General features: G+C 71.8%; 12 protein-coding genes. 7 read left to right on the top strand and 5 right to left on the bottom strand.

Going from position 1 to position 12,407, the window contains the following annotated elements; genetic code table 11:
- The first annotated feature begins 20 nt into the window (after positions 1-20).
- From ASG94_RS13125 to ASG94_RS13115, 3 genes are all read left to right on the top strand, one after another.
- On the top strand, positions 21-1,880 hold the full coding sequence (locus ASG94_RS13125) for a DUF4012 domain-containing protein (RefSeq protein WP_056926889.1): 1,860 nt from the start codon (positions 21-23) through the stop codon (positions 1,878-1,880).
- 22 nt (positions 1,881-1,902) lie between these two features.
- On the top strand, positions 1,903-2,901 hold the full coding sequence (gene rfbB, locus ASG94_RS13120) for a dTDP-glucose 4,6-dehydratase (protein WP_056926888.1): 999 nt from the start codon (positions 1,903-1,905) through the stop codon (positions 2,899-2,901).
- A 132-nt stretch (positions 2,902-3,033) separates the two neighbouring features.
- Positions 3,034-4,440, top strand: a complete 1,407-nt coding sequence (locus ASG94_RS13115; RefSeq protein ID WP_056926887.1) for a sugar nucleotide-binding protein — start codon at positions 3,034-3,036, stop codon at positions 4,438-4,440.
- Here ASG94_RS13115 and ASG94_RS13110 read toward each other — a convergent pair.
- On the bottom strand, positions 4,413-4,772 hold the full coding sequence (locus ASG94_RS13110; RefSeq protein WP_082624169.1) for a phosphomannose isomerase type II C-terminal cupin domain: 360 nt from the start codon (positions 4,770-4,772) through the stop codon (positions 4,413-4,415). The genes ASG94_RS13115 and ASG94_RS13110 overlap by 28 nt on opposite strands.
- 130 nt (positions 4,773-4,902) lie before the next feature.
- Here ASG94_RS13110 and ASG94_RS13105 point away from each other — a divergent pair, with 130 nt between their 5' ends.
- On the top strand, positions 4,903-5,196 hold the full coding sequence (locus tag ASG94_RS13105; RefSeq protein ID WP_056926886.1) for a DUF2516 family protein: 294 nt from the start codon (positions 4,903-4,905) through the stop codon (positions 5,194-5,196).
- Between the two features lie 202 nt (positions 5,197-5,398).
- Here ASG94_RS13105 and ASG94_RS13100 read toward each other — a convergent pair whose 3' ends face one another.
- From ASG94_RS13100 to ASG94_RS13090, 3 genes are all read right to left on the bottom strand, one after another.
- Positions 5,399-6,151, bottom strand: coding sequence for a hypothetical protein (locus tag ASG94_RS13100; protein ID WP_056926885.1), 753 nt, complete (start codon positions 6,149-6,151; stop codon positions 5,399-5,401).
- Between the two features lie 61 nt (positions 6,152-6,212).
- On the bottom strand, positions 6,213-6,596 hold the full coding sequence (locus ASG94_RS13095) for a helix-turn-helix domain-containing protein (RefSeq protein ID WP_056926884.1): 384 nt from the start codon (positions 6,594-6,596) through the stop codon (positions 6,213-6,215).
- Between the two features lie 93 nt (positions 6,597-6,689).
- The gene (locus ASG94_RS13090) at positions 6,690-7,649 is read right to left on the bottom strand and encodes an asparaginase (RefSeq protein ID WP_056926883.1); all 960 of its coding nucleotides are present in this window, start codon (positions 7,647-7,649) and stop codon (positions 6,690-6,692) included.
- A 39-nt stretch (positions 7,650-7,688) separates the two neighbouring features.
- Here ASG94_RS13090 and cysC point away from each other — a divergent pair, with 39 nt between their 5' ends.
- The 3 genes from cysC to ASG94_RS13075 all read left to right on the top strand — a co-directional run bounded on the left by cysC (position 7,689) and on the right by ASG94_RS13075 (position 11,567).
- Positions 7,689-9,446: an adenylyl-sulfate kinase gene (gene cysC / locus ASG94_RS13085; RefSeq protein ID WP_056926882.1), complete on the top strand. Its 1,758-nt coding sequence runs from the start codon at positions 7,689-7,691 to the stop codon at positions 9,444-9,446.
- On the top strand, positions 9,446-10,456 hold the full coding sequence (locus ASG94_RS13080; RefSeq protein ID WP_056926881.1) for a sulfite exporter TauE/SafE family protein: 1,011 nt from the start codon (positions 9,446-9,448) through the stop codon (positions 10,454-10,456). Before cysC ends, ASG94_RS13080 begins: the two co-directional genes overlap by 1 nt.
- 64 nt (positions 10,457-10,520) lie before the next feature.
- Positions 10,521-11,567 carry a hypothetical protein gene (locus ASG94_RS13075; RefSeq protein ID WP_056926880.1) on the top strand — a complete coding sequence of 349 codons (1,047 nt, stop codon included), beginning with the start codon at positions 10,521-10,523 and terminating at the stop codon, positions 11,565-11,567.
- Between the two features lie 12 nt (positions 11,568-11,579).
- On the opposite strand, the gene ASG94_RS13070 is transcribed toward ASG94_RS13075, so the two are convergent.
- On the bottom strand, positions 11,580-12,401 hold the full coding sequence (locus ASG94_RS13070; RefSeq protein WP_056926879.1) for a 3-keto-5-aminohexanoate cleavage protein: 822 nt from the start codon (positions 12,399-12,401) through the stop codon (positions 11,580-11,582).
- Between the last annotated feature and the right edge of the window lie 6 nt (positions 12,402-12,407).

The following is a 12,407-nucleotide window of genomic DNA, read 5'->3' as shown; positions in this document are numbered from 1 at the left end:
CGGCTGGGATACTGGAGCGCGTGCCTGCGCTCTCCTCGCTCCGCAAACCCGTCGTCCTGCTGTCCGCCGCCGTGGGGTTCGGCGCGCTCGCGGTCTCCCTGGCACAGGTCCCCGGAGCGGCAGACGAGGCGCGCACGGAGCTGGAGGCTGCCAAGGTGGCCCTGGAGGCCGGCGACACCGACGCCGCCACGGCGGCGGTCGACCGGGCGCGCGAGCACGCCGACACGGTGCAGCTGGGCGTCCAGGGGCCCGCTGGTGTCCTGGGCCAGTGGTTGCCGGTCGTCGGGACCAGCGCACGCGACGCCCGCCACCTCGGTGACGCCCTCGACTCGGCGGTCTCCATCGCCGAGATGGGCACGGCGACGCTGCCCGAGATCACCGGCGACGACGCCACGTTCTTCGAGGGCGGCAACGTCGACATCCCCACCCTCGAGCGCCTGGTCGGCACGGCCGGCGAGGTCCGGACCGAGCTCGCGAGCGCGCAGTCGAGCCTGACCGCCATCGAGGCCACCGGCCCCGGCGGAGGACGGATCGGCGACGCGCGCGACAGTGCGCTCGAGCAGGTCGACCCGCTGGCCGACGGCCTCGACGACCTGATGCCGCTGATGGAGGAGCTGCCCACGATCCTGGGCGCCGAGGGCGACCGCAAGTACCTCCTGGCCATCCTCAACCCCGCGGAGATGTACTACTCCGGCGGCGTGGCCCTGTCCTACGCGCCGGTGACCGTGTCCGACGGACGGGTGAGCATCGGCGAGAGCGTCGACACAGGCGCCAACCGGGAAGTGTTCGAGCCGCGCTACTGGCGCAAGGTCAAGGGCAACCCGTTCCACAAGGGCCGCCAGCGGGTGATGCTCGCCGGTCTGGCCCCGTCGTGGCCCGTCGCCGGCGAGGAGACCCTCAACGCCTGGCGCGCCCTGCGCGGCCGCAACATGTCCGGGTTGATCGCCGTGGACGTGATCGCGCTGGCCCGGCTCTCCGAGATCACCGGCCCCATGGACGTCCCCGGCTACGGACGCGTCGACAGCTCCAACCTGGTGGAGACCCTCATCGGCAGCTACGACGACTACGCGGATCCCTCCAGTCGCGAGCGCAAGGACTCCAACAAGGCGCTGGTGGGCCTCTTCGTCGACCGCCTGCTCGGCACCGGACAGCTCCCCGACAAGGTCCGCGTGCTCGCGGACGCCGCCCGCGGACGCCACTTCGCGGCGTACTTCCGCGACGACGAGGTCCAGGACACGCTGGGCGACCTGGCCATCAGCGGCGACCTGTCGCAGACCAAGCACGACTACCTCGGCGTCCTCACGCAGAACACCGTGGGCAGCAAGACCGACTACTGGCAGTCCCGCCGGGTCAGCTCCGACGTGCGCCTGCGCCCCGACGGCAGCGCCCGGGTCGCGCTCGAGGTGGAGATCCACAACGACAGCGCGCCGTACGCCGGACCGGGCATCGACCCGCAGGAGGGGTACTTCACCCGCTGGGCACACCTGTCCGTCGGCACCTTCCTCCCGCGACGCGCCGCCGTGGACACCGTGACCGTGGACGGGACGCCCATCGACTTCAACGTCGGCGACTACTTCGGCCGCCCCTTCGTCCGGCAGTCCCTCGAGTTCCCGCCCCAGGCACGACGGACCGTCCGCCTGGAGTACGACGTCCCGGCCGCGGCCGTCCGCGACGGCGACACGCTGACCTACGGCCTCGACGTCGACCCCCAGGGCATGGTGCGTCCCCAGAGCGTGTCGGTGCGCCTGCACCTGCCGGAGGGGTTCACCGCCGAGGAGCTCCCCGAGGGCTGGAGCGCCGCTGGCCGCGGCACCGTCACGTGGACCGACGAGGCGCTGGACGACTCCCCGCGGTTCACCCTCGTGGCCCGGCGCGGGTAGCCCTCGCCCTAGACTCCCGCGCATGGAACGACTTCTCGTGACCGGGGGCGCCGGGTTCATCGGCTCCAACTTCGTGCACCACCTGATGGAGCACACCGACGTGCGGGTGACCGTGCTCGACAAGATGACGTACGCCGCCAGCCGGGAGGCACTGGCCGGGCTGCCGGAGGACCGGGTCAGCCTCGTCGTCGGCGACATCGCCGAGCCCGAGGTCGTCGACCCGCTGGTCGCCGAGCACGACGCGGTCGTGCACTACGCAGCCGAGTCGCACAACGACAACTCGCTCAACGACCCCAGCCCGTTCATCCGGACCAACATCCTGGGCACGTTCACCATCCTCGAGGCGGTCCGCAAGCACGACAAGCGCCTGCACCACGTCTCCACCGACGAGGTCTACGGCGACCTGGAGCTCGACGACCCGAAGCGCTTCACCGAGGACACGCCGTACAACCCGTCCTCGCCCTACTCGGCGTCCAAGGCCGGCTCCGACCACCTCGTCCGCGCCTGGGTGCGCAGCTTCGGCGTGCAGGCGACCGTCTCCAACTGCTCCAACAACTACGGTCCCTGGCAGCACATCGAGAAGTTCATCCCCCGCCAGATCACCAACGTCATCGACGGCATCCGCCCCAAGCTCTACGGCTCGGGCGAGAACGTCCGCGACTGGATCCACGCCGACGACCACTCCTCGGCCGTGTGGACCATCCTCAACAAGGGCGAGATCGGCGAGACCTACCTCATCGGCGCCGACGGGGAGAAGAACAACCTCGAGGTCGTCCGGCTGATCCTGACCCTGATGGGCCAGCCCGCCGACGCCTTCGACCACGTCACCGACCGCGCCGGCCACGACCTGCGCTACGCCATCGAGTCCGGCCGCCTGCGCCAGGAGCTCGGCTGGCAGCCCCAGTTCCAGGACTTCGAGTCCGGCCTGGCCGACACCATCGAGTGGTACCGCACGCACGAGGACTGGTGGCGCCCCGCGAAGGAGGCCACCGAGGCCGCCTACGCCTCGAAGGGCCAGTGAAGACGCGCACCCGCTGGTTGAGCAGTGAGCGAAGCGAACGTCGCACCCGCTGGTTGAGCAGTGAGCGAAGCGAGCGTCGCACCCGCTGGTTGAGCAGTGAGCGAAGCGAGCGTGTCGAAACCGAGGAGACCCATGACTGACCTGACCGTCGACACCACTCCCATCCCGGGCCTGCTCGTCGTGCGGATGCCGCTGCACGGTGACGCCCGCGGCTGGTTCAAGGAGAACTGGCAGCGCGAGAAGATGGTGGCCCTGGGGCTGCCCGACTTCGGCCCCGTCCAGAACAACATCTCCTTCAACGCCTCGCGCGGCGCCACCCGCGGCATCCACACCGAGCCGTGGGACAAGTTCGTCTCGCTGGCCACCGGCCGGATCTTCGGCGCGTGGGTGGACATGCGCGAGGGGGAGAGCTTCGGTACGACGTTCCACCTCGAGGTCGACCCGTCGGTCGCGGTCTTCGTCCCCCGCGGCGTCGGCAACAGCTACCAGGCGCTCGAGGACGGCACGGCCTACACCTACCTCGTCAACGACCACTGGCGACCCGGTGTGGCCTACCCGGCGCTCAACCTGCGCGACGAGACCGCCGACATCCCGTGGCCGATCCCCCTCGACGAGGCCGAGATCTCCGAGAAGGACCTCGCCAACCCGGGGCTGGGCGACGTCACCCCGATGGCGCCGAAGAAGACCCTGGTGCTCGGTGCCGGAGGCCAGCTCGGGCAGGCGCTGGTCGCCGCGTTCCCGGGCTCCGAGGGCGTGACCCGGGCCGAGCTGGACGTCACCGACGCCGACGCGGTCGAGGCCTGGCCGTGGCACGAGTACGCCGTGGTCCTCAACGCCGCCGCCTACACCGCGGTGGACGCGGCCGAGACGCCCGAGGGGCGGCGCGCGGCCTGGGCGGCCAACGCCACCGCGCCCGCGACCCTGTCCCGACTGGCCCGCGAGCACGGCTTCACGCTCGTGCACTACTCCTCGGAGTACGTCTTCGACGGCACCGCCGAGGACCACGTCGAGGACGAGCCGCTGTCCCCGCTGGGCGTCTACGCACAGACCAAGGCGGCCGGCGACCTCGCGGTGGCCCTGGCGCCGCGCCACTACCTGCTGCGCACCTCGTGGGTGATCGGCGAGGGCCACAACTTCGTGCGCACCATGCAGTCCCTCGCGGACAAGGGGGTCTCCCCCAGCGTGGTCGCCGACCAGGTCGGTCGCCTCACGTTCACCTCCGAGCTGGTCCGGGCCACCCGGCACCTGCTGGAGTCGGGCGCCGAGCACGGCACCTACCACGTCTCGAACGACGGTGCGGCGATGTCGTGGGCGGAGGTCGCGCAGGCGGTCTTCGAGCGGTCCGGCCGGTCGGCGGGCGACGTCGCGCCTATCAGCACCGACGCCTACGCCGCCGGGGTGCTCGAGAAGGGCAACCCCTTCGCGCCGCGTCCGCTCCGCTCGGCGATGTCGTTGGACAAGCTCCGGGCCACCGGCTTCGAGCCGGAGGACGCGTTGACGGCGCTGGAGCGCTACCTGGGGGCCTCGGAGCGCCCGTAGTCGTCCTCGAGGCGGCAGATGTCGTCCTCGCCGGTGTAGGCGCCGCGCTGCACCTCGATGATGACGAGCTCCTCGTCGTGCGCGTTGGTGATGCGGTGCGCCGCACCCAGCGCCACGTCGACGGAGTGGCCCGCCACGGCGATCACGGTCTCGCCCTCGACGATGCAGGTCGCGGTGCCGGCGATGACCACCCAGTGCTCGGAGCGGTGCTCGTGGGTCTGGTAGGACAGCCGCTGCCCCGGGGCCACGTGGATGCGCTTGACCTTGTAGCCGTCACCCTCGTCGATGACGTGCCACGAGCCCCACGGGCGCTCTTCCCAGTCCAGCGACATGCTTGTTTCTCCCCTGTGTGCGTGTACGACGACCGGCGTGACGATACCCGGCCACGCACGGCGACGTTCATGCCTGGCCCCGACGCCGCACGTTTGTCACGAGCTCCGGGCGCTGACCTAGGCTGGCCTCGTGGCCTTCTACGAGTTCCAGGGGTACGTCTACCTCGTCGTCATGCTGGTGATGCTGGCGGTCAAGGCCTACGCCTTCATCAGCTCGCTGCTCTTCTCGGCGGAGGCCTACACGGCCACCGGCAAGCTCACGAAACCCGCGTGGAGCATCATCCTGGGACTCGGCCTCCTCGCGCAGGTGCTGCTGCTCAACGCGTCGCCGATCAACCTGATCCACCTCGCCTTCACGATCGCGGCCCTCGTCTACCTCGCCGACGTCCGTCCCGCCCTGGCCGAGGTCACGGGCCGCCGCTGACGCCGCGCGCCGACGCTGGTCGAGCAGGGCGCCCGGGCGCCATCGCTGGTTGAGCAGGGCGCCTTGGCGCCCGTGTCGAAACCAAGCCCCGAAGACGACAACGACCCCCAGCCTTCCGGCCAGGGGTCGTTGCTGGTCTCAGACCACGAGCTCAAAACAGGGCGAGCTGGTCGTCGTCGGTGCCGCGTGCGGCACCAGTCCTTCAGTCGCCGACCTTCTCGGCGGCGTCGGTGACGGCCTGGGTCGCGTTGGACGCCGTCTTCTTGGCGGCGGTCACGGTGGCCTTGGCGCTGCTCTGCGCGGTGGTCGTCTGCTTCGTGGGCGCCTTGCGGGCCGGCGCCTTCTTCGCGGCGGTCTTCGTCGCGCTCTTGGCGGCGGCGGCCTTGGTGGTGCTCTTCTTGGCGGCAGCCTTGGTGGCGGTCTTGCGCGCGGTGGCGGTCCGCTTGGTGGCGGTGGTCTCCGCGTCGACGGCCTTCTTGGCCTGCGTCGTGGTGGTCTTGGCCTTGGCGACGGTGGTCCGGGCCGAGGAGACGGTGCGCTTCGTGGACTCCTGGCGGCGGACGCGGCCCACCAGCGACTCGCCGCGCTTGACCAGGTCGGCGTAGGTGTCGGTCGCGGTGTCGACGCCGCCGTCGACCAGCTTCTGGACCTTGCCCGGGTAGGCCTTGGCCTCGGCCTGGAGCTCGGCGACACGGGCCTCGATGGCCTCACGGCGGGCCTTGGCGTCCTTGGCCAGGGCGTCGACACGGGCGTTCACGACGGTGGTGGCGCGGTCCGCGAGGGCCTTGGGGTCGCCGGCGGTCTTCTGCGCGTCGGCGACGCGGGCGGTGACGTCCTTCTGGACGCCCGCGATGCGGGTCTGGGTCTCGGTGACGAGGTCGCGGACGATCTCGACGGCGAGGTCGGTCACGCCGACGTAGGCGAGGACGGGCTTCGGGAGGGTGGCCTTGGCCATGGTGGAGCTCCTTCGATTGAGGTGTGTCCGACCCGATCTCGGTGATCGCGGTCGGGTCGGTTCAGCGCTGGTCGTCCGCCTGCCCCGCGTTGAGGGCGAGGAAGGAGGCGTACACGTCCAGCAGCGACTGCTTCTGGCGTTCGGTCAGACCGGTGTCGGCCAGGACGGCCAGCTCGACCGACCCCCCGACGCCCGGCTCGGGGCTCACGATCCCCGCCCGCACGTTGAGCTGCTCGGCGGAGATGCGCAGTGCCTTGGCGATCTGCTGGAGCACTTCGGCCGAGGGACGGCGCAGACCGCGCTCGATCTGGCTCAGGTAGGGGTTGCTGACGCCGACCTGGTCGGCGAGCTGCCGCAGGGAGAGTCGCGACGCGAGTCGCTGCTCCCTGAGGAAGTCTCCGAGCGAGGCGACGACGGTCTTCCCGTCCTTGCTGTCCTTGGCCATGCCTCCATAGTGCTAACACCAGTTAGCAAAATGCAAACTACAGCGCGGTGACGACCCTCACACACCCAATGGGAACAGGGTTTCGGTGCTAGCTCAGTACGTCGCGCGGATCTCGCCGACCGGCTTCCCGCCACCGAGGAGCACGTGCTGGCCCGTGCGACGTACGGCGTCCGCATCGACCCCGTCGAGCTCCAGCACGCCCGAGCGGCGCAGCGCCTCCGCCATCAGCACCGGGCGGACCCGGGGGGCGCCGTCGTCGGTCTTGAGGGCGAACGCGCGACCGTCGGGCAGGGCGACGGCGTAGCAGGACTCGGCGCCCGCCTTGCCGATCGCGCCGGGGACAGCGGTCAGCAGCGCGAGCTCGTCGCGGCGGGTCCCCGAGACGTACGCCGGGTGCTGGCGGATGGCGTCGGCGACGCGGCGCTCGGGTCCGTCGGTGGCGACCGCCAGCGTCCGGAAGGCGCGGGCGAGGCCGACCAGCGACGTGGACAGCAGCGGCGCCCCGCAGCCGTCCACGGCCACCGTGGTGACGGGCTCGCCCGTCAGGTCGGCGAAGGTCTCGGCGATCACCTGCTGGAGGGGGTGGTCCGGGGCCAGGTAGGTGTCGGTCGGCCAGCCGTTGGCGACGCAGGTCGCGAGCATCGCGGCGTGCTTGCCCGAGCAGTTCATCAGGATCGAGGACCTCGCCCCACCCGACCGGATGACCTCCTCGCGGGCCTCGTCGTCGATCGGGTAGTCCACGGGGGTCTGCAGTGCGTCCTCCGTGAGTCCGGCGGACGCCAGGATGCGGCGCGCGCCGTCCACGTGCAGGGGCTCACCGGAGTGCGAGGCACAGGCCAGGGCGAGCAGGTCGGGCGGCAGGTCCAGTCCGGCACGGACCATGCCGAGCGCCTGGACGGGCTTGTTGCAGGAGCGGGGCAGGACAGGCTGGTCGACCACCCCCACCGACCAGTCGACCGCTCCCGCGGTGTCGAGGGCGACCACGGATCCGTAGTGGTGCCCCTCCACGAACCCCGAACGCACGATCTCGGCCACCACCACTGGACTCGACATGGCTGCAGGCTACCGACGTCGGACTGGCAGGATTGACCCGTGTCGACACCCCAGCACTGCCCCGGTCCGCGCGAGCTCGACGACCTCGAGCTCCTCACGACGGGGGCGGTGCACCCGCTGACGGCGTTCAACGCCCCGGGCAGCGTGCTGACCCTGGACCTGCCCGGCGACCTCGCCGCGGCGGGCGAGGTGGAGCTGGTCGACCCCGAAGGGCTCCCTCTCGCACGCGTGGTGCCGGCGACCGGTGAGGTGACCGCGCTGACCCACGCGCAGTACGGCCCCTTCCGGCGCCTGTACCTGTCGCCCCGCGAGGTGCGCGAGCAGCACGCCGGGCGCACGGTCGTGCCCGTCACCGACGCCCTCACCGCGACCCAGGTCGAGGAGGTGCGCGGGCTCGGCCCGAGCCTGCTGCTCGCGTTCGCCGGCCACGGCACCTCCGCCCTGTCCCCCGTCGCGCTCGTCCGCGCCACCCTGGCCACCGCCGACCTCCTCGACGACGCCGTCGTCGTGGTGGTGTCCCTCGCGGACCACGGCGACCCCGACGCCGACCACGCGCTGGGCGTCCGGGTGGCCCGGACCTACGCCGGCACGGACCCCGTCCACGCGCTCGCCGACGCCGACGGCGACGCGCCGTACCCGCCGAGCATCGAGGCCGTCGTCGCCCGCGACCTCCCCGAGCCCGGGGAGCAGGGTCTGGTGCTCTTCTTCACCGGCCTGTCCGGCAGCGGCAAGTCCACGCTCGCACGCGCCCTCATGGACCGCGTCCTCGAGCAGGGCGAGCGCACCGTCACCAGCCTCGACGGCGACGTCGTACGCCGCCACCTCTCGGCCGGGCTCGGCTTCTCCCGCGAGGACCGGGAGACCAACATCACCCGCATCGGCTGGGTCGCCGCCGAGATCGCCCGCCACGGTGGCGTCGCCATCTGCAGCCCGATCGCCCCGTTCGCCTCGACGCGCGCCACCGTGCGCCAGATGGTCGAGGACGCCGGTGGGGACTTCTTCCTCGTCCACGTCGCCACGCCGCTCGAGGAGTGCGAGCGCCGCGACCGCAAGGGGCTCTACGCCAAGGCGCGCCGCGGCGAGATCCCGGACTTCACCGGCATCTCCTCGCCCTACGAGGAGCCCGAGGACGCGGCGGTCCGCGTCGACACCACCGGCCGGAGCATCGAGGACGCCCTCGACGACGTGCTCGAGGCCCTCGCGAAGACCGGCCACCTCGAGCTCTCCGCAGCGCCGGTCGAGCCGCCTTCGTCGGTTGAGGTGCGAGCGGAGCGAGCCTCGAAACCACCACTCAAGGTCCTCTTCGTCTGCACCGCCAACATCTGTCGCTCCGCGTGGCTCGAGCAGGCAGCCCGCGCCCTGGGGGCGCGCGGCATCGAGTTCAGCAGCGCCGGCACCCACGGCTTCGACGCCCACCCGATGGACACCGTCATGTCCGGCACGCTCAGCTCCCCGGACGAGGGGTTCCGCAGCCGCCGCCTGACCCGCGAGATCGTGGAGCAGGCCGACCTGGTCCTCACCGCGGAGAGCAGCCACCGCGCGTACGTCCTCGAGGAGCACCCGCAGGCGCTGCGCAAGGTCTTCACCCTCGGCCAGTTCGCCCGGGCCGCCCACGCAGCCCCCGACCTGCGCGGCCGTGACCTGCTTGCGGCGGCCGGCGAGCGGCGTACGGCACCCCTGGCCGAGGACGACATCGACGACCCCTACCGGCGCGGGAATGCGGCCGCGGAGGCCGCAGCGGGCAAGATGTCGACAATGTTGAGCGTGATTGTCGCGGCGCTCGCCGAGGAGGACTGATGGCCGACCTGCTGACCCTGACGGCGCTGTCGATCCTGGCGGCGGGCTTCGTCGTCGGCATCGTGGTGGGTCTGACCGGCATGGGCGGTGGTGCGCTCATGACGCCGGCTCTGATCTTCCTGGGCGTCGGCGACGCCGCGACCGTCGTCACGGCCGACCTGACCGCAGCCGCGGTCTACAAGACCGGCGGCGCCATCGTGCACAAGCGCGAGGGCTCCCCCCACATGCAGCTGGCCAAATGGCTGATCATCGGGTCGGTGCCCATGGCCCTCCTCGGTCCCTATCTGGTCAAGGCGTTCGCCGACCCGGAGGACCTCGACAGCACGCTCAAGCTCTGCATCGGCTTCGCCCTGCTGTTCGCCGCCGCGACGTACGCGCTGCGCCTCTACATCAACCTCAAGCGCCTGCGCGGCGACGGCCCCCGGCCCGACCCCAACCCCACCGTCCGCCCTCTCCCCACCCTGCTGGTGGGCGCCCTCGGCGGCCTTCTGGTCGGCATCACCAGCGTGGGCTCGGGCTCGGTCATCATGATCGCGCTGCTGATGCTCTACCCCGGCCTCGGCGCCGTCCGGCTGGTCGGCACCGACCTCGTGCAGGCGGTGCCGCTCGTGCTGGCCGCGGCCATCTCCAACATCGCCATCCACGGGATGGACTGGGGCGTGCTCATCCCCCTGATCGCCGGATCCGTCCCCGGCACGCTCCTCGGCGCCAAGATCGCCCCGCGGGTGCCGCAGTCGGTCATCCGGCGCGGGATCGTCGTGGTGCTCACCATGAGCGGCGTGGCGCTGCTGGACAAGGCCGGCTGGCCGCCCCTGGGCGCCGGCGAGGACGACACCCACCCGATCCTCATCGCCGGGGTCGGCCTCTTCGTGCTGGTCGTGCTGCCGATCGTCTGGGGCTTCATCCGCAAGTCGGAGGGACTGCCGATGTTCGGCAAGCCGACCATCGCCCAGCTCGAGGACCCCAACTTCAAGCCCGGCTTCATCGGGATGAAGCGCACCGACGACTGATCCGGTCCAGACCGGGCCCGTATCTCCGTGGCCGCCGCTCGGCCGGCGGAGGATCGTGTGGGAAGTGTCGATCGCTCGCGTCGTCGTGACGGCGGCGCTGACTGCCTCACTGGTGGCCTGCGCCTCCGACGAGGACGGTGCGGGCGCGAACGGCGACTCCACGAAGTCCACGAGCACCACCGGTGCCGAGACAGCGACCGAGCCGACTGAGGAGGCGACGTACCTCGAGGAGGGCGACCTCCCCGACCCGCTCTCGCTGCGCGAGGTGGACGGCCGGACCATCAGGGCCGAGCCGTTCGCCGACTTCGCCGTGGCCAGCGGCACCGGCGTGTGGGTCTCGGGGGTCGCACCCGGAGCCGTGCGGTACGACGAGACGTCCGGCGACGTCACCGCCCGCACCCGCATCGCCGGCGCGGTCACGCAGGCCCTGGAGGAGGCCGGCGGTGAGGTGTACGTGCCCACGAGCGGACCGAACACCCTGCTGCGCCTCGACGCCTCGACAGGGGCCGTGCGCGCTCGGGTGAGGCTGCCGGGAAGCCCGGCGGCCGAAGGGGTGGTCGGCGCGGACCGCACGGCGGTCTACGTCCTCGTGGACCCCCTCGAGCCGACGATCGCCGTGGTCCGCGGGGACGAGGTCACCGACACCCTCGCCGCCCCCGCCGCCGCCGCGGGCGTGCGCGCAGCCTTCGGCGCGCTCTGGGTGCCCACCAGCCTGGGCACGATCGAGCGCTACGACCTGGGGACGGGCGAGTGGACGACCGTCACCGTCGGACCTCGTCCACGGTTCCTCGACGTCGGCTTCGGCGCCGTGTGGGTGATGAACCAGGGGGACGGCTCCGTGTCGCGGGTCGACGGACGGACCTCCGAGGTGGAGACCGTCCCCGTGACGGGCGAGGTCATCGGGGGCGGCGACCTGACCACGGGCGCCGGCGCGGTCTGGCTGCGCACCGACACCGCCGTGGCCCGCATCGACCCCGAGTCCCGCACGGTGACCCACTGGATCGACCTGCCGCCCGGCAGCGGGAGCGTCGCTGCCACCGACCGGGCGCTGCTGATCACCAACCACGACCACCTGGCCGTGCACCAGGTGCCGCTCCCCCTGCCCGGCTGAGGCCGGGGGCGGTCAGATCCCGAGCAGCTCGCGGCACTGCGCAGGCGTCATCGGCTCGCGCTGCGCGAGGCGCCCGAGCTCGACGGCCCGCTCGACCAGCTGGCGGTTGCTCTCCACCGGGACCCCGCGGGCGATGGTGAGCACGTCCTCCATGCCCACGCGCAGGTGCCCGCCCTTGGACAGCGCAGCCAGGGCGACCGACAGCGTCGTACGACCGATGCCGGTCGCCGACCAGGAGGTCACCTCGGGGGGCAGCATCGCCACGCCGGCGACGAGCGCGTCGGCCGTGCCGGGCATCCCGCCGGGCACGCCCATCACGAAGTCGCAGTGCACCTTGCCGCCGTGCGGCAGGCCGTAGGTCTTCAGGAGGCGCCCGAGCGCGTGCACCTGCCCGAGGTCGAACAGCTCGAACTCCGGCACGATCCGGCGCTCCTGGGCGAGCTGGTAGAGCTCGCAGACGAAGGGCCACGGGTTGCTGAAGACGTCGTCGCCGAAGTTGGTCGTGCCCATCGTCAGGCTGCACGAGTCCGGCTCGGCGTCCAGCACCTCGAGGCGCCTGTCGAGCGGGTCGTGGACCGAGCCGCCGCTGGACAGCTGGACGACCAGGCTGCTCGACTCGCGGACCGCGGCCACCCACTCCCGCAGCAGCGACTGGTCGAGGGTCGGGGCGTGCTCGCCGTCGCGCACGTGGAGGTGGATCATCGCCGCGCCGGCGGCCTCGCACTCCGCGGCCGTGGCCGCGATCTCCTCCGGGGTGGTGGGCAGCTGGGGGCAGTCCGCCTTGCTCGTCTCGGCACCCGTCGGTGCCACCGTGATCAACAGTCCGTCAGCCATGGGAGC

The sequence above is a fragment of the Nocardioides sp. Soil805 genome (assembly GCF_001429625.1).
In the GTDB taxonomy this organism is placed as follows: domain Bacteria; phylum Actinomycetota; class Actinomycetes; order Propionibacteriales; family Nocardioidaceae; genus Nocardioides.
The sequence above is the reverse complement of the archived record's forward strand: the minus strand, read 5'-3'. Positions and strand labels throughout refer to the sequence as shown.

Bases quoted from the DNA above. Each gene is read 5' to 3' on its own strand.
- ASG94_RS13115 (WP_056926887.1), top strand. From the start codon at position 3,034: ATGACTGACCTGACCGTCGACACCACTCCCATCCCGGGCCTGCTCGTC.
- ASG94_RS13080 (WP_056926881.1), top strand. From the start codon at position 9,446: ATGGCCGACCTGCTGACCCTGACGGCGCTGTCGATCCTGGCGGCGGGC.
- ASG94_RS13100 (WP_056926885.1), bottom strand. From the start codon at position 6,151: ATGGCCAAGGCCACCCTCCCGAAGCCCGTCCTCGCCTACGTCGGCGTG.
- ASG94_RS13110 (WP_082624169.1), bottom strand. From the start codon at position 4,772: ATGTCGCTGGACTGGGAAGAGCGCCCGTGGGGCTCGTGGCACGTCATC.
- rfbB (WP_056926888.1), top strand. From the start codon at position 1,903: ATGGAACGACTTCTCGTGACCGGGGGCGCCGGGTTCATCGGCTCCAAC.
- ASG94_RS13070 (WP_056926879.1), bottom strand. From the start codon at position 12,401: ATGGCTGACGGACTGTTGATCACGGTGGCACCGACGGGTGCCGAGACG.
- ASG94_RS13095 (WP_056926884.1), bottom strand. From the start codon at position 6,596: ATGGCCAAGGACAGCAAGGACGGGAAGACCGTCGTCGCCTCGCTCGGA.
- ASG94_RS13090 (WP_056926883.1), bottom strand. From the start codon at position 7,649: ATGTCGAGTCCAGTGGTGGTGGCCGAGATCGTGCGTTCGGGGTTCGTG.